The following is a 22,232-nucleotide window of genomic DNA, read 5'->3' on the forward strand; positions in this document are numbered from 1 at the left end:
TTAATGAAGAATTACAGGCTTGCCCTGTATCTCGGTCTTGCTATGGCTTCACCAATGGCAATAGCACAGAAAAAAGATAAAGATACGGTAAAGGTCAACAAAGAAAAAACGGATAAGACAGAGACATCTTCCTCAAAGAAAACCAAAAAAATTGAAGACCTGATTAAAAAAGGAACCTATAAAAAAGGACTCTTTAATACCATTCAGGTAAAGACGGATATTTATTTTGAAATTCCTGACAGTTTGATGGGACGTCAGTTTTTGGTGGTTAACAAACTTTCTCAGGTACCCATGCAGGTCAATGAGGCAGGTTTGAACAAGGGAATGAATTATGAAAATAAAGTCATTTCCTTTCACCGTGATCCTGTAGCTAAAAAAGTATGGGTGAAAACTGTGGTTCCTAAAGTGTCATCCCCAAAAAATGATGCCATTACAAAATCTGTGAAAGACAATTTTTCAGAATCTGTAATTGAGGTCTTTGATATTGAGGCACAAAACAGTGATTCTACAGCTGTGGCAATTAAAGTCAACAAAGTTTTTGATGGAAATCAGAAGAGCTTTAATGATGTTCTTGCCAATGTAGGATTGGGAGGATCTGTGAAATCAAGTCTTTCTTATATAGAAGGAGTGAAGACATTTCCTAAGAACCTTGTGGTGAAGTCTCAATTATCTACTTCTGTAAATGAAGGTGGAGTAGATCTTCCGGTAACTTTAGGCGTTACAACCAATCTGGTTCTGCTTTCTAAAATACCGATGAAACCAAGAGTATCGGATTCAAGAGTCGGATTTTTCTCCGAAAAACACTGGTCGTTTAATGACAATCAGCAAAAAATGGATGAAAAGTTTTTCATTACCAAATGGAATCTTGAACCCAAAGATGAAGATAAAGAAAAATATTTAAGAGGAGAGCTGGTAGAGCCTAAGAAACCAATCGTTTATTATATCGATCCGGCAACTCCAAAACAATGGCGTGAGAAAATCATTGCCGGAGTACATGACTGGCAGGCGGCGTTTGAGCAGGCAGGATTCAAAAATGCAGTGATTGCGAAAATGCCGGATGAGAAAGATGAAGATTTTGATATTGATGATGTAAGATATTCTGTGATTACTTACGCCGCTTCGCCAAAGTCAAATGCAATGGGACCATCAGTAGTAGACCCGAGAAGTGGGGAAATTATCGAAGCAGATATCATCTGGTGGCATAATGTAATGACTTCTCTTCATGACTGGATGAGAATTCAGACAGGACCTATTGATCCAAAAGCAAGAGGAAATAAATTCAGTGATGAACATATGGGGGAAGCCATCCGTTTTGTTTCATCTCATGAAGTAGGACACACTTTCGGACTGAAGCACAATATGGGAGCATCCTTTGCATTCCCGGTAGAGTCGCTTCGTTCCAAAGAATTTACAGATAAAATGGGCGGTACGGCACCTTCCATTATGGATTATGCACGTTACAATTACGTAGCTCAGCCGGAAGATGGCGTTACAGCAATCACTCCTAAAATTGGACTTTATGATAAATATGCCATCGAATGGGGGTACCGTTGGTATCCGGATGAATTTGTTGAGAAAAAAGCACTGAAAAACTTAATTGAAAAGCACGAGGATGACCCGATGTATTTCTATGGTGAGCAGCAGAGCTACCTGGAGACCATCGATCCGCGTTCGCAATCTGAAGATTTAGGGGATGATGCGATGAAAGCCAGCGAGTACGGAATGAAAAATCTGAAAGTGGTGATTAACAACCTCTTGAAATGGACGTATGAAGATGGTAAAGAATACACAGATGCCGGAAAACTGTATCTGGGAGTGATCGGGCAGTGGGATCTGTATACAGGTCATGTAATGGCGAATGTAGGAGGAATTTACCTGAACAATACTGTTTTTGGTAACAAAAAGAAAGCTTACGAAGCGGTACCTGCAGAAATTCAGAGAAGAGCAGTTGATTATCTTGTTAAAAATGCGATCAACCTTCCGGAATGGTTATTCTTTAATCCGATTACAGAAAAAACGTATCCGGTTAAGGATTCACCAATGGGACCATTCGAGCAGACGCCGTATACCCTGGCAAGAGGAATGCAATATGGAACTATCTATTCCTTATTGATGGATGACAGGTTGTTGAGGTTACTTGAAAATGAGATGAAACACCAGGTTTCAGGATCTAAAGAAGAGATCTACACGGTAGAGAATTTATTTGATCAGGTAAGAACGGCTATTTTCAGTAAAAAAGGAAGCCTGACGATGCTTGAGAAAATGACCCAGAAAAATTATGTGGATGCTCTGATCGTTTCTGTGAACAAATTATTTGAAAAAACAGCGGTAAAAGGATTGAAAGTAGATGATACTTTGAATATGCCGACCATCTGTAATTTCCATGAAGAGGATCACGGTTTGAGAAATATCAATTATTCATCCATGAAAAGAGTATCTGAAGTGACGACTTACAAGAGAGCAGAACTTCAGAAAGTTCTGGACTTACTGAACAGAACAAGGTACAGAGGTGATGATGCTTCCAGGGCTCATTACACAGATTTAATCATTCGTATACAAGAGGCTTTAAACAAATAAACGGCAATGAAAAAAACTCTAATACTTTTACCTCTTTTGGCTGCTAATATAGCAATGGCCCAGCAAAAGAAAACCATCACCGGGAAAATTGAAGATGCAAATACATCTAACATTATTACCGGTGCATCTATAAAAATAGAGACTCAGTCGGTCTCTACAAAAACAGAATTAGCAGGAATTATCGAAAGTGTATCAGTAGGTACAGTAACCGATAAGGACGGAAAATTCATTCTGGAAATTCCTGAAGATACAAAAACAGTCTTGGTAAGTTATCCAGGTTACGAATCCAGAGTTATTCAGCTTAATGAAGGACAAACCAACTATACCATCAGACTGACTTCTGAGATTTCAGATAAAAATAAAATCCAGGAAGTTATCATTACCGGATATCAGAAAATTGAAAAGCGTAAGCAGACCTCAGCGGTTTCTACAGTGAAAATGGACAACATCAGTCAGGCTGGTGTTGCCAGTGTAGATCAGATGCTGGCAGGGCAGATTGCCGGTGTGGCTGTAACTCCTGAAACGGGAGCTCCGGGAAGTCCGGCGAAGATCAGAATCAGAGGTACTGCTTCTCTTTCCGGCCCTCAGGACCCGTTATGGGTAATTGACGGTCTTCCGTTAGAAGGAAATGATGTTCCGAACTTTACCGATAAAGACAATATCGACCAGCTTCAGAACTTCTCTATCGCGGGCTTAAACCCGAATGATATTGAAGATATTACCATCCTTAAAGATGCTGCAGCAACAGCTATTTATGGAGCAAGAGCAGCAAACGGTGTTATCTCCATTACCACTAAAAAAGGAAAGAAAGGAAGTCTGAAACTGAATTTCTCAGCAGATACTTTCGTTACATCACGTCCTGACTTTGATAAACTAAACCTTTTAAATGCCTCTGAAAAAGTAGATCTGGAACTGATGCTTGCCAAGCGTGCAGATCTTACGTATCGTGCAGATAAAGGAGAAGTAATGAGAATTCTGACTCAGAACACCCAGCTTGATGCTTTCAGAAACGGAGGTTTTGATGCGTTGAATTCATTCACACGCCAGCAGATTAATGGTTTAAGAAATAACAACACAGACTGGGGCAAACTATTGTACAGAAATGCCATCAACAAACAATACGGATTAAGTGTCTCCGGAGGAAGTGATCGTGCAGATTATTATTTCTCTCTGGGATACTATGATGAAGAAGGAACAACTATCGGGACAGGTTTTAAACGTTATAACCTGACTTTAAAAAATAATTATAAATTAAGCGATAAGTTAAATGCAGGAATCTCTATTTTCGGAACGCAAAGTGAACGTACATCTTTTGTAACGGATGCTGATGCTTCAATAAACCCGGTTAACTATTCAAGAAATGCCAATCCATATCTTAGACCTTTTAATGCAGATGGAAGTTACAACTATGATAAAGATATGGATGGTTTTGAAGACCGTTATATTCCTTTCAATTTCCTTGAAGAAAGAGAGAATACAAACTATTCTCTCAAAAATAACTCTTTGAAAGCGATTTTAGATTTAGAATACAAAGCTTCAAAAAGTTTAAGATTTACCTCTCAGTTGGGTCTTCAGTATGATGCTAATAAAACAGAGAAATTTGCAGCAGAGAATACCTACTTCACCAGAAAAATGAGAGAAAATACCCGTTACTACAAAGACGGTAAATACAATTACTTTCTACCGGCTGGTGCGGTAAAGCAAAACTGGGATAATGATTTCTTCCAGTACAACTGGAAATTGCAGGCAGCGTACAGCACAAAGATCAATAAGCATGAAATTGATTTGATGGCAGGTACAGAAATCCGTAAAACAGAAGATAACACGACTATCACAAGGGCTTTCGGATACGATCCTGCAACAAGAAGAGCCACAGCAATCGTTTTCCCGAATTCAAGTTTTGCAGCGGACAAAAGATATGAAACCTACCGTGAAGCAGCTCCTATAGAGAATGCTTATGCGTCTATGTTTGCTACAGCTTCTTATACGTACGATCAGAAATATACATTCTTCGGAAGTGTAAGATATGATGGAACTAACCTTTTCGGGGTTAACAAAAAGTATAAATACCTTCCAATCTGGGCCGTTTCAGGATCATGGCTGGTAACGAAGGAAGACTTTATGAAAAATATTTCTGCAGTTTCCAACCTGAGACTGAGAGCATCTTATGGTCTTCAGGGAAATATTGACAGAAACACTTCACCATTCTTTATCGGTGAATATAACGATGCCACCATTCTTCCGGGAGGAAAAGAATCCATTATCAATGTTCTCAGCCCTCCAAACGATAAATTGAGATGGGAAAAAACTACCAATACCAACTTAGGACTTGATTTAGGATTGTTCAATAACCGTGTAAGCCTTACCGCTGATGTCTACAGCAGAAAAGGAACGGATATGATCAGTATGAAAGAAACTCCTTTGGAAACTGGTTTCGAATATACGATGATGAACTGGGGAAGCTTAACCAATAAAGGTTTTGAATTGGCCATATCTACCAGAAACATCAATCATGATAATTTCAAATGGACAACTACCATCAACTTTGCTCACAACAAGAGTAGAGTATTGAGCGAGCAGCCGCGTGATAATGCATTGCTTCCCTCAAGAGAAGGACTTCCTGTAAATGCTGTTTTTGCTTTGAAAACTGCAGGAATGGATGAACAGGGAAACCCATTATTCTGGAAAGGAGATCAGAAGATTTCAGCAGCAGAATTCTTTAAGTTATATGATGTATATGCAGATTTCCTACCAGGGCAGCTTGTTGATACCAAACTTTCAAATGCGGAGCTAAGAAGCTTGTTTACCTATGTGGGAGACAGAGATCCGAAATTTACCGGAGGTATTATCAACACATTTAAAGTAAGTAATTTTGACCTTACTATCTCTGCAACATTCAACCTGAAGCAGACGGTAATGAGAACTCCTTCTTACCGAGGTATGGAGTTAGACCGAGGAAGAAACTACACAAGAGATATTTATGAAGCTGGAGGTTCGCTTCCGGGAATTACAAGTCCTGATATGGAAGCTAACCCGGACGGATGGATGGCGAATAAATGGTTTACCGGAAACCGTTCAAATGCTTACAGCTTACTGGATGTATGGGCAAAAGAAATCAGCTATATCAGAATCAGCAGTATCCGTTTGGGTTATACACTTCCTAAAGAATTTACAAATCCGATGGGAATCACAAGTTTGAGACTGAGTGTTGAAGGGCGTAACCTGTTTGTATTCAGTAACGGATATAACGGATATTTTGATCCGGAAACGTATGGTAATATTTATGCACAGCCTATCACCAAGTCGGTGACCGTAGGATTTAATGTTTCTTTTTAAAACTTGAGAAAAATGAGAAAAATTACAGCAATCATAGCACTTGCAGCAATCAGCTTTAGCAGTATCGGATGCGACAGGTTTTTAGATATTCAGCCTGAAGGGAAAGTGATTCCTACGACTACTGAAGACTATAGAAAAGTCCTTACATCTGCGTATTCAAAATATCCTGTTCACAAATCACTGGTGGCACTTCGTACCGATGAGGTGAGTATTGATGATAATTCAACAGATTTTATTTCCTATCGTGAAATTGCGATGTGGAAAGACGCTAACAATGATCAGGCATCTACAGAATTTCCATGGGTAAGCTTTTATTCCGTGAACTTCTATCTGAATCAGATTATCAATGAAGGAAGCAAAACCATGCAGGACTCTCCTGAAAAGAACCAGATTTTAGCAGAAGCGTATGCTCTTCGTGCTTACCTTTATTTTGATATGGTGAATTTATATGGAAAACCGTACAATAGTGCTACAGCTTCTACTGACAGAGGAGTTCCTATCAATCTTGAAATTGATCTTGAGCAGGTATTGAAGCCATCTTCTGTACAGGAAGTATATACACAGGTTCATGCAGACCTTAAAAAGGCTGAGGATCTGATGGTGGAGCAGAAACAGGTACTGGGAGTCAATTATAGATTCTCAAAAACAGCATTGCTGGCATTTGAGGCAAGAGCCGCTCTATATGAAGGAGACTGGAATAAGGCTTTAAACTATGCAGATCAGGTATTGGCAGTAAAAGGAGATTTGAGCAATTTAAATACTGTCAACACACCACCCAACCATTATGCTTCTCCGGAGTCTATCATGGCTTTGGATAATACATGGGATAACTCTATAAAGAATTTATCTTTTGCATCTCCGGAATTGATTTCTTCATACAATTCTACGGCAGATAAAAGGTTTGGCATGTATTTTGAAAAAAATGGTAGTAAGTATAAAGTCACCAAAGGAGGAAGTTTAGAATTTAAAGTATCTTTCAGAACAGCTGAACAATACTTTATAAAATCTGAAGCATTATTAAAGTTGAATAAACTGGCAGAAGCTAAAGAAACACTTCTGAAAGTATTAAAAAACAGATATACTCCGGATGGATATACTTCAGTACAAAATGCAGTAAACTCAATGGATTCTGCAGCATTTATGACCTTTATTCTGGATGAGAGATTCAGAGAATTTGCTTTGGAAGGCCAAAGATGGTTCGACTTAAGAAGAGCAAATCAGAAAAAAATAAGCCACACCATTAGTGGTAATGAGTATATTCTTCAGCAGAATGATCCGCGATATACTATTGAATATCCAATGAGTGCGAAGAAGAATAACCCTAATTTATAGAACTTCATATCAAATTCAATACAGAGGAAGCCGCTTGAACTTAATTGTTTCAGCGGTTTTTTTGTACTTTTGCATCGTTATGAAAATTGCCATTATAGAAGATGAGCTGCTGGCTGTGAATTATCTGAAAAATCTTTTAGATACACAGAACATTGTCCCTGTTACAGAGACTGTTATTCTTCGTTCCAAAAAACAGGCAATTGATTTCTTTGAGAAAGATTCGGCAGATCTCATTTTTATGGATATTCATCTTGGAGATGGAATGAGCCTGGAAATTTTTGAACAGATAGAGCTTTTTACCCCGATTATTTTCATTACCGCATTTGACGAATATGCGATGAGGGTTTTCAGACATTTCACCATTGATTATCTTCTGAAGCCTTTCGAGGAAGAAGATTTGCATAAAGCTTTACAAAAATTTATTTCCATAAGAAATAATTTCGACCCTGAACCTGTACTTAAATCTATTTCATCACTGCGACAGGCAGGCGATGAGGTCATGAAACGTTTTATGGTAAGAGAGGGGAATAAACTCAAATCAATAGACGAACATAACACCGCTTATTTTTTTGCATCCGGGAAATACCTTTTCCTCACTACTAAAGATCATCAGACCTATATTTATGATGATACCATTAAAGATATTATTCAGAAGTTGAATCCCGAAATTTTCTTTAAAATAAACCGCAAGTTTATCATCAATAAAGACGCAGTTTCAGAAATTATCAAACATTCCAGCCAGAAAGTAGAACTTAGGCTCTCACCGGAACCGGAAGTGAATACTGAAATTTTTATCAGTAAAATGCAAATCGCTGAATGCTTAAGCTGGCTGAATAAGTAATTCTACTTTTGGGCTACAGAAATGAATGATCATTAATCAGTTATTTTACTGTGTAGTCAGAAAATACCCGAAACATTTCTTACCATTCGATTTTATCTGATTAATTGATCTCAAATGTGAAAATTATTAATCAAAATAATAAAAAAAGATCTACTACACCGGTACTGCTTTATTTATTTTTAAGTTTAATTTGTTGTTATTCAGTATTTTGAAAATTATTAATTGTTTGGGTACAATACACGAATTAATGAATTAATAATAATTTTTCAGCAAAATTTTTATTTGCAGTCTTTGCTTTCGTTTTTAAAACTTCACTCACTGCGAACAGCCCATAACTTTAAATTAAACCTTATTACTTCTTATTATTTTTACAAGATTCTGTGATTTTCTGGTCATAAAAAATTGGAACAAATTCATTATTATCATCATAATTATCTGTTTTTATAATGGTAAATTATTGTAAATCAATCGTGTAATATTGTGGTGTATCTCTGTAGTACCTGTTATTTTTGTTTTTTATTGAAAATATATAAGTTTTGTATAAGGTTTCATTTTATGAATTTGTAGTGATTTTTGTATGAAACTTTAAGATTGCATAAGAAAATCCCGGAATAGGGATTATAATTTTCAAGATACTTACTCAAAAATAAATTTATTAAAGAAATGAATACAAATCACCATCCTACACTCATCGTTTTAGCAGCCGGAATGGGCAGCAGATATGGAGGTCTTAAACAGTTAGATATATTTACTCCACAGGGAGATACAATTATAGATTTTTCTTTATATGATGCATTGCAGGCTGGTTTTAAGAAGTTTGTTTTCATTATTCGTAAAAGTTTTGAAATTGAATTTAAGTCATTAATAGAAAAAAAAATAAAAGGAAAAGCTGAGATAGAATATGTGTATCAGGAGATTGATAGTGTCCCTCTGAAATATCTAAATGCAGAACGTATCAAACCCTGGGGAACAGGGCATGCCTTACTGCTTACTAAAGATGTGGTACACGAAAACTTCGCCATTATTAATGCTGATGATTTTTATGGAAGAGATGCCTTTATGGTGATGTATGATTTTCTTAAAAAAACAGACATTAACTCTTATAATTTTAGTATGATAGGCTATTTACTGAAGAATACAGTTTCTGATCATGGTTATGTTTCCCGAGGAGTATGTGATGTAGATTGTAATGGAAACTTATTAAATGTAACTGAAAGAACATATATAGAGAAAAGTGAAAACGGGCTAAGGTACAAAGAAGAAGACGAGAGTTTTACAATAATTGAAGAGGAGGTAACAGTATCTATGAATTTTTGGGGGTTCACACCCAGGTGTTTTGAATTTGGCAATGATTCTTTTAAGCGTTTTTTAGAGAAAAATAAAGAGAGTTTAAAAGCAGAATACTATTTGCCAACTTTGGTTGCCGACAGTATAGCATCCGGAAAAGTTAACGTAAAATTATTGAAATCTAATGACAGGTGGTTTGGAGTTACCTATCCTGAAGATAAAGAAATTGTACAAAAAAGGATTTCAGAATTAAGAATGAAGAAGCTGTATCCAGAGAATTTATGGGAATAATCTGGCATTGTAACCAGTCCTTTTATCCTATTTCCTTAACGAGTACTTATTAGAAATGGCCTACGCTATCCTATACCAAAAACAGTTAGTTAAAACCTATAGATAGCTCAGAGCAATAATATAATGAAATGATTATTTGATTTATGAAAAAATATCTCATTACAGGTGGAGCAGGATTCATCGGAAGCCATATTGCTGAGGAACTATCAAAAAATGGGCATCATGTTATCGTATTAGATAATTTAAGAACAGGAATTAAAAAAAATCTGGAAGGATTAGATGTTGAATTTATCAATGGAGATATAAGAGATAAAAACCTTCTTTTTAAATGTGCACAGGAAACCACAGCTATTTTTCATCTTGCAGCATTAGTAAGCGTACCAGAGTCTTTAATCAATATTTCAGAGTGTATAGATATCAATACACATGGAACAATTAATGTTTTGGAAGCTGCTAAAAATAATTATGGCTGTAAGGTTATTTTATCAAGCTCTGCTGCTAATTATGGAGATGATCCTATTCTTCCTAAAATAGAAAGCATGGTTCCAAAACCTATGACTCCTTATGCCATTACTAAATTGGATGGAGAATATTACCTGGACATGTATCAAAAACAATGGCAAATACCCACTGTTTCATTGAGATATTTTAATGTTTTTGGTTCGAGACAAAACCCTGATTCTGCCTATGCAGCTGCCGTTCCCATTTTTATAAATAAAGCATTAAAAAATGAACCGATTATTATTTATGGAGATGGACATCAAACCAGAGATTTCATTTATGTAAAAGATATAGTTCGTGCTAATATTTTTGCATCAGAAAAAGGAGTTTCCGTTTATAATATTGCTTTAGGACAGAGTACTTCTATTATTGAGCTTGCTATAAAGATTATTGAAATTATTAATTCAAAATCACCAATTGTTTTTTTCGAAGAACGGGCAGGAGATATTAAGCATTCTACAGCTGATCCTTCCAAATTTCAACAATTAGGATTTAAACCTCTTTATTCTTTAGACCAGGCATTATTAGAAACAATAGAATATTATGATAGAAGAAATAGTGAAGGGTAAGAATAGTAGTCTTTTAACTAAAAAAAATAAATAATTGAAAATTTAGAAATAAAAATTCTATATAAAAATTTAATTTTAATACTTACCAAAACCAAATCAATATGTTGAAAAGCACAATAGATTTCTCCACAGGATTTGAAAAAAGATTTGAAAAGATAGAAACAGTTATCTTCACAGATTCGCTTTCTGCTTCAAAATCTGTAGCAAAAGAAATTTCTGACCTTATACGTGTAAAACAGTCTCAAAAGCAGCCTTGTATTTTAGGGTTGGCTACAGGTTCCTCACCCAAGAGTTTATACGCCGAACTGGTGCGAATGCACAGAGAAGAAGGTCTGAGTTTCAAAAACGTAATTACTTTCAACCTTGACGAATATTATCCTATGGAACCAGATTCTGTACATAGTTATGTTCGTTTTATGAAAGAGTTATTGTTTGATAAAGTAGATATTCTTCCTGAAAATTATCACATTCCTGACGGAATATTATCCAAAGAAGAAATAGCAGATTATTGTACAGAATATGAACTTAAAATAGAAGCCTTGGGAGGGATAGATTTGCAGATTCTGGGTATTGGTGGTAATGGTCATATTGGATTTAATGAATCGGGGTCCCTACAAAATTCCAAAACCCGTCTTGTAGCTTTAGACCATATCACAAGAGTAGCAGCAAGCAATGAATTTTTAGGACTGTCAAATACTCCCAGAACAGCTATTACATTGGGGGTGAAGAAAATAATGGAAGCGAAAAGAGTAATACTACTAGCCTGGGGTGAATCTAAATCAAATATTATAAAAGAGTCTGTAGAAGGCCCAGTTACCAATCTGGTACCAGCCTCTTATTTGCAGGAACACAAAAACGCTACTTTTGTATTAGATCAGGCAGCAGCTCATAAACTTACCCGAATTAATACTCCATGGCTGGTGGAAAAAATAGAATGGACTGATACATTAATCCGAAAAGCAGTTTTGGGGTTAGCCCAAAAAATAAAAAAACCAATATTGATGCTTACCGATTCGGATTATATAGAAAACGGAATGAGCGATCTGTTGGCAGATAAAGGACCAGCCTACAATATCAATATTCAAATTTTCAATAAATTACAACATACCATAACGGGATGGCCAGGAGGTAAACCAGGAGCAGATGATAGCAATAGGCCAGAAAGGAAAGCTCCGGCGAAGAAAAGAGTTCTTATATTCAGTCCACATCCGGATGATGATATTATTAGTATGGGCGGAACTTTCATAAGGCTGCATCAACAAGGGCACGAGGTTCACGTTGCTTATCAAACCTCCGGAAATATAGCCGTAGCAGATTCTGAAGCATTGCGGTTTGCAAATTTTGTATGTGATTACAACGAAATGTTTGGTATTGAAAATAATGCAGCCCAAAAGATTTTTGACAAAGCCATCAAGTTTTTGCAAAATAAGAAAAATAGTGATGTAGACATTCCTGAAGTAAGACATATAAAGGGGTTAATAAGAAAAGGAGAAGCAAAATCCACTTGTTATTACGTGGGAATACCAGACAGCCAGATTCATTTTTTGGAAATGCCCTTCTATGAGACAGGCAGAATAGAAAAAAAACCATTGAGTACAGAAGATATAGAAATTGTAACAGATATAATCGACCGGGTAAAACCACATCAAATATATGCAGCTGGTGATTTAGCAGATCCTCATGGAACACACAAAGTATGTTTAGATGCTGTTTTTGAATCTGTTAAAAATTTAAAATCAAAGGAATACATGAAAGATTGTTGGTTATGGCTATATAGAGGAGCATGGAAAGAATGGTCTATAGAAGAAATAGAAATGGCAGTTCCATTAAGCCCGGACCAGATTTTGGAGAAACGCTATGGAATTTTCAAGCATCAGTCTCAAAAAGACGGAGTTGTATTCCAGGGAACAGACATGAGAGAATTCTGGCAAAGAGCTGAAGAAAGAAACAAAGAAACAGCAGAGACCTATCATAAAATGGGGCTTGCTACTTATGCTGCCATGGAAGCTTTTGTAAGGTGGAAATTCTAAAAAATTAAAATTCAATAAACAGGGTAAACAGAAAAACACAAGTTCTGGTAAATACCGTAAATGATGCATAACAAGTTTCACTTCCTAAAGGTTTGTGAAAGGAGTCATTACGTCTATATTTCAAGGATATATTGCAGAAGTTTTAGACAATTTGCAAAGTTATTGGGTAGTTATAATCGAAATTCTTTGCACTCTATTCCATGCTTTGATAGGAAGTAATTCTTCACCAATACAAAATCTATAAATCTAATTTAGATACACCTTGTTGTATATCTTATTGAAGTAATTAATGATGGTCTTGGCCTTTCTAAACTTATTCACAATTCTTTTTCTTGCAATCCAAAAAAGTTGTAAAGCTACTGATGCTGAAGATATCCTTCAACGTTCTTTGGCGTATTATTCATTATTAAAACACAAAACAGAAGCTAGTAAAACATATTTTTTGCGTGAGAAATGTTGCCTGAAAAGTTTGAAAATTAATTCCAAAACTTGTTTAATGGACATTTTTTAACCTTTAAAAATTAGCATTAATATTTGATCGTTGATCTACTGAAAATAAAATAAGAACACTGTTATTGTTTAGGTTATCAATGTGTTGGGTTTGTTTTTTTTAAGTAAAAAGCAGGAATTAAGTTTGTCAACCATCATCAATTTACAGAAGTCTTTTTAACAAGACATATTCTAATCATTTCCAAACTGGTGGTAAAGGGTTAAAAACTGGTGGTTACCAGTATGGAGGTGTAAAGTAAAAATATACATTTGGGTAACAAATAGTTAATGTTTTAGTAACAGATGGTTTCCCTCATGCAAAGGAAAATAAAACAAACAACTAGTTAGAAAATAATTTCCCCTTAGATAGAATAATATTCCCATAAAAGTTAAAAACATGAAGAAAAAAAAGATTATTTTGAGTGCAGTCCTAATGTCCTCTGTATCATTAGTACATGCACAAGAAACTAAAAACAAACCTTCGGACACTATCATGAAGAAAGTAAAAAACGTGGAAGAAGTTGTTTTAGTAGGATATGGAAAACAGAAAAAAGGAACTGTTTCCGGATCTATAGCTTCTGTTGACAAAAGGATACTACAGGATCGCCCAACAACAAGTTTAACCGCCAGTATACAAGGTGCTTTACCCGGAGTTACAATTAAATCTTCTTTAGGAGATGTAGGGTCTGTTCCAAACTTAAATGTAAGGGGAAGGAGTGTTGCAGGTAATTCACCACTTTATATTATAGATGGTATTCTCTCAAGTGCTGCAGACTTTTCCAGGCTAAGTCCGGCTGATGTAGAAAATATAAGCATATTAAAAGATGCTTCAGCAGCTATCTATGGTACAAGAGCTGGCTACGGAGTAGTTCTTGTCGAGACCAAAAAAGGTGGTGGAGGTAAGATGAGTATAAGTTATAATATGTATAATGCCTATCAGACTCCCACTTATTTACCTAAATACGTAGATGCTGTTGGATATATGAAACTAAAAAATGAAGCATATTATAATGCTAATAATAATGTTGGTCATTTTTCTCAGTACAAGCAAGAGCAAATAGACCTTACAGCTGCAGGTACAGATTTAGACAGATACCCTAACACAGACTGGTATAAAGAAACTTACAGAAAAATGGCCAATGTGCTTAATAATGAGATTAATGTAGCTGGTGGAGATAAAACTCGTTATTTCGCAAGTTTAGGGTATTTGAAACAGGAATCTCTGTCCCCTACAAAAGGTATGGAGAGGTATTCTTTTAGAACAAATACATCCTCTAAATTAAGTGATAAACTTACAGTAAATTCTAATATATCATTTATTAAACAAATGATCAATGATCAGGGAGGTGGTATTAATACGATAGAATTGGCAAGGATATCCCCTACCATGGCGGTAAGACAATCCAATGGATGGTGGGGATCTATGAATGCGGGTAAAGTAGATAATACATTTGCAAATACCAACCCCGTAAGAAATAACATAGAAGGTGGAGATTCTAAATCAAATGATCAAAAATTTATGGGAGCATTATCTGCAAACTACGTTCCTGTAAAAGGATTAAATATAGATGCTCAAATCAGCTATTCCAACTGGAATTACCGCTCAGGTTCTTTTATAAATACACTAAACCCTGTGTACAATTTTTTAACGAAAGCTCCTATTAGTGCAACTGCGAGAGCAGTTAACAACTATCAAGAAAAATGGGAAACTGATGAATTACTCAATACTCAGGTCCTGATTAGCTATGAAAAAAATATATCATCACATTATTTTAAAGTTTTGGGAGGTGCTTCTTATGAGGACTATACCAATAGAACAATAGAAGGTAAAAAATCTAATATACCAAAAGATGGATTGCATTCTTTAAGTGCTCTAAGTACTCTTGACGGAACCTTAGATGAACTGAAATCTAATACTCAGCAATATGCTTTCCAGTCTGCTTTCGCCCGTATCAATTATAATTATCAGGAAAAATATTTTCTAGAAGGTATTATAAGGGCAGATGCATCTTCGCGTTTTGCTAAAGAAAACAGGTGGGGCTATTTTCCGGCAGTTATGGCTTCCTGGAGGTTAGATAAAGAAAATTTTATTAAAAGCCTGAATTTTATTAATACCCTGAAATTGAGAGGTTCTTATGGTAGTGCCGGATCTATTAATACTATTGGTTATTATGATAGTCAGACCTATATGAATAATGGTTCTTCAGTTCTGGGAAATGCTATAGTAGGGATAGTGGTACCAGGCAGACTTGGTTTTTCTGATATAGGTTGGGAAAAAATTGTTGCCAAAAATATAGGTCTGGACGGATCTTTATTCAGCAATACTTTCACTTTCTCAGTAGATTTATATAACCGCCTTACAAAAGGTGCTTTAATGAAAAATCAATTACCATATGAAACAGGTGTACTCATAGACAGTGATCCAGACAAAAACGAAACACCACCAATTAATGCGGGTGACGTACAAAATAAAGGGATAGAAGTTACTTTGGGTTACAATAAAAATTTTGAAAACGGAGACTTTTACATCAATGCTAATTTTGCTAAAAACCAAAATAATATCCTTTCTCTTGTCAATAGCAAACCTCTATACAATGACTATTGGATAGCACAGGTAGGAGGTTCAATTGGTGATTTCTACGGATATAAAACTGCTGGTCTCTTGACCCAGGAAGATATTAATAATAATTATCCCAAATTATACAGTTCCTCTCAGCCTGGCGATATAAAGTATGTAGATATTAATGGAGATGGAGTTGTTAATGAAAACGATAGAACGGTAATAGGAAATGATGTTCCCAGTTTTACGTATGGTTTAAGCATAGGAGGTAGATATAAAAATTTTGATCTCAGTGTAGTGGGGCAAGGGGTAGCGAATGTTCAGGTATATCTGGATAAAGAATCCTCTCAGGCATTTTTCAATGGTGCAGGGGTAAAGCAATATGTTTTAGATAACAGATGGACTCCTGAAAACCCAAACCCTAATGCTTTGTACCATAGAGTGTTGCCGGCTGGAGGAGGAACTCAGAATATAGGTGTTACTTCAGATTTTTGGCTTTTTAATGCAAGTTACTTCAGAATCAAGTCTGTTACTTTAGGATATTCTCTTCCTCAGGAAGTAGTTAACCGCATAGGATTGAAAAAATTCAGAATATATACAAACTTAGAAAATTACTTTACGCTGAGAGGAGACAAAAGGGTGAAAGATTTTGATCCTGAAATGGCTAGTGCCCGTGCCACATATCCGAATTTAAAAACCGTATCGTTTGGTATAAATGCAACCTTTTAACTTAACATGAAATATCTAAAAATGAAAAAAATAAAAATTATATTGCTATCAATTACTCTATCTATTGTTACTGGTTCTTGTAATTTAGATAGGTTTCCGGAAGACAAAATATCGCAAGATACCTTTTGGAAAACTGAAAAAGATGCTACCATGGCACTCAATGGTATTTATGCATACATGTCTTCCGCGGCTTTTAGCAGTTTGTACAACGATAGTTATACCGATAATTCATATGCTCAATATCCTTGGGAAACAACTGCAGTAAATGCTTCTGCAGGAGACATACTCCCTTCTACAGATTTCGGATATGATTTTACGACAATTAGAAGAGTAAATACCTTTTTAGAAAATATTGATAAAATTCCAATGGACAAAGATCTTGCTAAAAGATATATTGCAGAAGCAAGATTTATAAAAGCTTTTAATTATTTTGATTTATCTCAGCGTTTCGGAGCTCTTCCATTAGTGCAGAAATCAGGTGAACTGGATGGGGCTTCTCTTACACCAGTTTCTGAAACTGAAATTGATAATTTTGTAACCAGTGAATTAAATGCTATTGAAAATGATTTACCAGCTATCTATACCTCCGGTCAAGATAAAGGTAGAATAACAAAAGGAGCCGTATTAGCATTTAAGGCAAGGGTCTATTTATACACAGGAAAATATAAAGAAGCTTATGAAGCTGCTCAACTCATAATGAATTCTGGAACTTACGGGCTTTTCAATACAGCTTCAGTAGATACAAGTACAGACTACGATAGCTTTGTTACCTTTACTTCTACCACGGATAAAGATAATTTTTACAAAGGCTTAAGTAATTATCAGGCATTATTCTGGGCTAAAAATGAGGGCAGTATAGAATCAATTTTAGAAGCTCAGTATGTACCAGATTCAAAAGGAACATATAGCAACTACATGACCCTTTTTCTATTGCCCAATGAAGAAAGTGGATGGAGCTCTATCACTCCAACAATTGATTTGGTAAATGCATATTGGAAAAAAGATGGAACAACATTTACACCTCCTTCTAATGATACAAGAGCGGTAAACTATAACAATGGAAATCCAAATGGTACCTATCTGGACGAATTCAAAAACAGAGACACCCGTTTATATGCAAGTATTATGCACCCAAATGGTCCTTGGTCCTATCTAAAAGGCTTTGGAACGAACCATCTGTTCACATGGGGCAAGGGAGGAAACAATACATCAAAAATTGGCTATAACTATAAAAAAATGGCAGACTATAACTCATTAGATGAAAACTTATATGCAAGTAATAATTTTATGCTGATTCGCTATGCAGAAGTATTGCTTACTTATGCTGAAGCAAAAAATGAATTTTATGGGCCAGATGCCTCTATTTATGATGCATTAGACAAAATCAGAAATAGAGTGGGTATGACCGGAGTTAGCAGAACTCAGACAAAGGAGACATTGAGGAATATTATTAGAAATGAAAGAAGAATAGAATTAGCTAATGAGGGACATAGATTCTATGATATCAGAAGATGGAAAATTGCACCCAATGTAATGAAAACAGTTTATGATATAACAAATGCACAGGTTGCAACAAGAGTTTGGAATGATAAATTTTACAGATTCCCTTACCCTCAAACTGCGGTGGATTTAAATCCAAAATTAAAAGAAGCCCAAGCAGCAAAAGGATACTAACAACTCTAGAAACAGATACAGAAATAAGTTATTTATATTTTTTTTAAAGAGGCTGCCCTTTTGACACAAAACTATTTTTTGAAAGTCTTAATATTACAAAAGATTACAGCTTATTTTATCTTAAAATGTAAATTAATAATTAAAGTCGACGTAAATGAATACAGTTTTAAATTCAAAAATTCAAAAGATTTTACTCCTGAGTTCCTTTCTTTTTCTCCCGATTGGAAAAGCTCAGGCTCAAAATATTGAGAATGTTTCTAAGAAAGGAGGAACTTCTGTAGAAGTTTTGCTTTCCGGCAACAAAAAAATAATAATAGATTTTTATGGGGAAAATATTTTCAGATTGTTTTTAGATCCCAAAGGCGGAGAAATAAGAAATCCGGAAGCGATACCTCCTGCTCAGATTTTAGCAGATCAACCTAGAAAAAAAGTAAAAGAAATTGAAATCAATAATTTATCACAAACTGTTTCTGTTTCTACCCATAAAATTAAAATTGAAATTGAAAAAGCAACCTCTTTATTTAAAGTATTTGACCTGAACCTTAATAAAGAGATCTTTTCTTTTATTGCTCCTATTGAGGTTAACTCTAAAGAAGTAGTACTCACTTTATCTCAGGGAAAAAATGAATATTTCTATGGAGGAGGTGTACAGAATGGGAGATTCTCTCATAAAGGAAATACTATTTTTATCGTGAATCAAAATAACTGGACCGATGGTGGTGTAGCGTCTCCAAATCCTTATTATTGGTCTACAAATGGATATGGTTTTATGTGGCATACTTTCAAAAAAGGATATTATGATTTTGGTAAACAAAAAAAAGATGAGGTAAAATTGGCCCATGAGACTAATTATCTGGACGTTTTCTTTATGGTAGATGATAACCCTAAATCTTTGTTGAATGATTTTTACCAACTAACAGGAAATCCTGTACTTTTGCCCAAGTTTGGTTTTTATGAAGGACATCTTAATGCCTACAACAGAGATTATTGGAAGGAAGACGATAAAGGAATACCATTTGAAGACGGAAAAAGATATAAAGAGAGTCAAAAAGACAATGGAGGAGTTAAAGAATCGTTAAATGGCGAAAAAAACAATTATCAGTTTTCTGCCAGAGCTGTTATAGACCGGTATAAAGATACAGATATGCCGTTAGGATGGATATTGCCCAATGATGGTTATGGTGCAGGATATGGACAAACCGAAACTTTGGAAGGTAACATCGCCAATTTAAAATCATTTGGAGATTATGCCAGAAAAAATGGAGTAGAAATAGGATTGTGGACACAGTCAGATTTACATCCAAAAGAAGGAGTAGCTGCTCTTTTGCAGAGAGATATTATAAAAGAAGTGGGAGATGCAGGCGTAAGAGTACTAAAAACAGATGTTGCCTGGGTAGGCCCTGGATACTCATTCGGGCTGAATGGGATTTCAGATGTCGCTCAAATAATGCCACGCTATGGTAAGGGAAGTCGTCCTTTTATCATTTCACTGGACGGATGGGCGGGGTCACAACGATATGCAGGTATTTGGACAGGCGACCAAACAGGTGGAGAGTGGGAATACATAAGATTCCATATTCCTACTTATATAGGTTCTGGTTTGTCTGGCCAGCCTAACATTACTTCGGATATGGATGGCATTTTTGGTGGAGAAAAGCCAATTATCAATACCAGAGATTTTCAATGGAAAACCTTCACTCCTATGCAGCTCAATATGGATGGCTGGGGAGCCAATGAAAAATATCCTCAGGCTTTAGGTGAACCAGCTACTTCTATCAATAGGAATTATTTAAAATTAAAGTCGAGTTTACTTCCTTATACTTATAGTGTGGCTAATGAAGCTGTAGATGGATTGCCAATCATCAGAGCAATGTTTTTACAACAGGCTAATGATTATACCCTCGGAAAATCTACTCAGTACCAGTATTTGTATGGTCCCTATTTTTTAGTGGCACCCATATATCAAGCTACAAAAATGGATAAAGAAGGGAATGATATCAGAAATAATATTTACCTCCCAAAAGGAAATTGGATTGATTACTTCACAGGACAAACGTATGAAGGAGAAATTATTTTAAATCATTTCGATGCACCCATTTGGAAGCTTCCTCTATTTGTGAAACCAGGCGCTATTATTCCGATGGTAAATGCTAATAATAATGTTCATCAAATCAATAAAAAAATAAGAATTTATGAAGTGTATCCTTCAGAAAAATCCAGTTTTATAGAATATGATGACGATGGCGTAACCGAAAACTATAAGAAAAAAGAATCTGTAAACACTCTTATAGAAAGTAATGTTGTAAAAAATACTGCAACAATAAGCATTTCTCCTGTTCAAGGTAATTTTAATGGTTTTGAAAAAGAAAAAATGACAGAATTCAGAATTAATGTCACTAAAAAACCATCCGGTGTAAAACTTTCTATTGGAGGAAAAAATATGAAGCTGAAAACAGTAAATACGTTAGATGAATTCAATAGTGCCACAAACGTATATTTTTACAACACCCAACCGGAATTCAATAATTACTCTACAAAAGATTCTGGATTTTCAAAAGTTTCGATTACCCGAAACCCGCAACTTTGGGTAAAAACAGAAATTACAGATATAAGCAAAAACAAGGTAGAACTTGTCATTAAAGATTACCAATTTATCAGTTCTAATCAATTGAAAAACAATTCCGGAGCATTTGCAGAAACTTTAAAACCAGTCACTTCAGAAAATACAAACACCGCCTATTCAATAGTGCCATCGTGGAATAAAATACCTAATGCAGATTACTACGAAATACTATATAATAATATGGTATACAGTAATATAAAAGATAACTCTTTCTTGTTTGAAGGACTTATACCTGAAACAAAATATGATTTTAAATTAAGGGCTGTAAATAAAACCAATACTTCTGATTGGGTTTCTTTTTCCTCCCAAACCAATAAAAATCCTTATGAATTTGCAATTAAAGGTATAAAAGCCACCGCTACAATTCCAAGCCAGGAAGGAGAAGGCATCGAAAACCTTTTTGACCAGGATGTGAACACTAGCTGGTTTTCAGATTATGAAAAGAGTAAAGTCCCTTTTGAAATAATTCTAGATTTAGGCTCTATTAATACAATAAACAAACTAGAATATATCCCTAGAAGTAGTGGTTACAGCGGAATATGGCTGAAGGGTAAAATTGCGTATAGTGATAATAAAAAAGATTGGACAGAACTTGACTCTTTTACCTGGGATAGAAATAACAAAACCAAATCTTTAGATTTTACTACACATCCTACTACAAGATTCATTAAAATTGAAGTCAGCAGTGCTTTCAGAAACATTGCTTCTGGAAATGAGCTATACGTCTTTAAAGTACCAGGTTCTGTAAGCTTACTTCCTGGCGATATCAATAATGATCAGAAAATTGATAGGAATGATTTTACTTCGTATATGAATTATACAGGTCTGAAAAAGGGTGACTCTGATTTTGAAGGATATATTAGTAACGGAGATGTTAATAAAAACGGTTTTATTGATGCATTTGATATTTCTAACGTCGCTACAAAAATAGATGGAGGAGTAAGCGATGAAGAATTGAAACCACTGCAGGGAAGCATTACGGTCTCTGCTTCCAAACAGCAATATGCTAAGAATGATATTATAGAAGTAGTGGTAAAAGGTAGTAATCTGCAATCTGTAAATGCACTGAGTTTTGCCATTCCATATAACCAGCAGGAACTGGAATATATAGGCATTACACCATTACATTTTGAACAAATGGAAAACTTAACTTATGATAGATTACATACCAACAAAGAGAAGATATTATATCCTACGCTGGTTAATGTAGGACAAAAACGTCCTTTAGAAGGTACAACGGATTTGTTCATCATTAAATTTAAAGCAAAACGAAACGGATCATTTAATATAAAAGCTTCTAACGGTTTGCTGGTTGATAAAACACTGAATTCTATAGATTTCTAATTACGAAGTTTAAAGCTAAAAAATAAAGGCTCGGATTTTATAATCTGAG

10 protein-coding genes are annotated in these 22,232 nt (G+C 35.3%); all 10 read left to right on the top strand.

What is annotated here, in order from left to right:
• Positions 1 to 3 precede the first annotated feature (3 nt).
• Positions 4 to 2,577, top strand: a complete 2,574-nt coding sequence (locus tag REB14_RS10390) for a zinc-dependent metalloprotease (protein WP_309522121.1) — start codon at positions 4 to 6, stop codon at positions 2,575 to 2,577.
• A gap of 6 nt (positions 2,578 to 2,583) precedes the next feature.
• Positions 2,584 to 5,913 carry a SusC/RagA family TonB-linked outer membrane protein gene (locus REB14_RS10395; protein WP_079242760.1) on the top strand — a complete coding sequence of 1,110 codons (3,330 nt, stop codon included), beginning with the start codon at positions 2,584 to 2,586 and terminating at the stop codon, positions 5,911 to 5,913.
• Positions 5,914 to 5,925: 12 nt separating this feature from the next.
• Positions 5,926 to 7,245, top strand: coding sequence for a RagB/SusD family nutrient uptake outer membrane protein (locus tag REB14_RS10400; protein ID WP_079242759.1), 1,320 nt, complete (start codon positions 5,926 to 5,928; stop codon positions 7,243 to 7,245).
• 79 nt (positions 7,246 to 7,324) lie between these two features.
• Complete coding sequence (locus tag REB14_RS10405; protein WP_079242758.1) at positions 7,325 to 8,086, top strand: LytR/AlgR family response regulator transcription factor; 762 nt, start codon at positions 7,325 to 7,327, stop codon at positions 8,084 to 8,086.
• Positions 8,087 to 8,749: 663 nt separating this feature from the next.
• Positions 8,750 to 9,664, top strand: a complete 915-nt coding sequence (locus REB14_RS10410) for a nucleotidyltransferase family protein (RefSeq protein ID WP_309522122.1) — start codon at positions 8,750 to 8,752, stop codon at positions 9,662 to 9,664.
• A gap of 143 nt (positions 9,665 to 9,807) precedes the next feature.
• Positions 9,808 to 10,734: an NAD-dependent epimerase/dehydratase family protein gene (locus REB14_RS10415; protein WP_309522123.1), complete on the top strand. Its 927-nt coding sequence runs from the start codon at positions 9,808 to 9,810 to the stop codon at positions 10,732 to 10,734.
• Positions 10,735 to 10,835: 101 nt separating this feature from the next.
• Positions 10,836 to 12,764: a glucosamine-6-phosphate deaminase gene (nagB, locus tag REB14_RS10420; protein WP_079242755.1), complete on the top strand. Its 1,929-nt coding sequence runs from the start codon at positions 10,836 to 10,838 to the stop codon at positions 12,762 to 12,764.
• 886 nt (positions 12,765 to 13,650) lie between these two features.
• A complete protein-coding gene (locus REB14_RS10425) occupies positions 13,651 to 16,542 on the top strand; it encodes a SusC/RagA family TonB-linked outer membrane protein (protein WP_309522124.1) in 2,892 nt (963 codons plus the stop codon).
• 21 nt (positions 16,543 to 16,563) lie between these two features.
• Positions 16,564 to 18,216, top strand: a complete 1,653-nt coding sequence (locus REB14_RS10430) for a RagB/SusD family nutrient uptake outer membrane protein (protein ID WP_079242753.1) — start codon at positions 16,564 to 16,566, stop codon at positions 18,214 to 18,216.
• Positions 18,217 to 18,370: 154 nt separating this feature from the next.
• Entirely contained in the window at positions 18,371 to 22,183 is a 3,813-nt protein-coding gene (locus REB14_RS10435) for a TIM-barrel domain-containing protein (protein ID WP_309522125.1), read from the top strand.
• The last annotated feature ends 49 nt before the right edge of the window (positions 22,184 to 22,232 follow it).

It is taken from the genome of Chryseobacterium metallicongregator, assembly GCF_031324065.1.
GTDB lineage: Bacteria > Bacteroidota > Bacteroidia > Flavobacteriales > Weeksellaceae > Chryseobacterium > Chryseobacterium metallicongregator.

Coding starts and splice junctions, on each gene's coding strand:
- REB14_RS10405 (WP_079242758.1), top strand. CDS start 7,325: ATGAAAATTGCCATTATAGAAGATGAGCTGCTGGCTGTGAATTATCTG.
- REB14_RS10415 (WP_309522123.1), top strand. CDS start 9,808: ATGAAAAAATATCTCATTACAGGTGGAGCAGGATTCATCGGAAGCCAT.
- REB14_RS10425 (WP_309522124.1), top strand. CDS start 13,651: ATGAAGAAAAAAAAGATTATTTTGAGTGCAGTCCTAATGTCCTCTGTA.
- REB14_RS10390 (WP_309522121.1), top strand. CDS start 4: ATGAAGAATTACAGGCTTGCCCTGTATCTCGGTCTTGCTATGGCTTCA.
- REB14_RS10430 (WP_079242753.1), top strand. CDS start 16,564: ATGAAAAAAATAAAAATTATATTGCTATCAATTACTCTATCTATTGTT.
- REB14_RS10400 (WP_079242759.1), top strand. CDS start 5,926: ATGAGAAAAATTACAGCAATCATAGCACTTGCAGCAATCAGCTTTAGC.
- REB14_RS10395 (WP_079242760.1), top strand. CDS start 2,584: ATGAAAAAAACTCTAATACTTTTACCTCTTTTGGCTGCTAATATAGCA.
- REB14_RS10435 (WP_309522125.1), top strand. CDS start 18,371: ATGAATACAGTTTTAAATTCAAAAATTCAAAAGATTTTACTCCTGAGT.
- nagB (WP_079242755.1), top strand. CDS start 10,836: ATGTTGAAAAGCACAATAGATTTCTCCACAGGATTTGAAAAAAGATTT.
- REB14_RS10410 (WP_309522122.1), top strand. CDS start 8,750: ATGAATACAAATCACCATCCTACACTCATCGTTTTAGCAGCCGGAATG.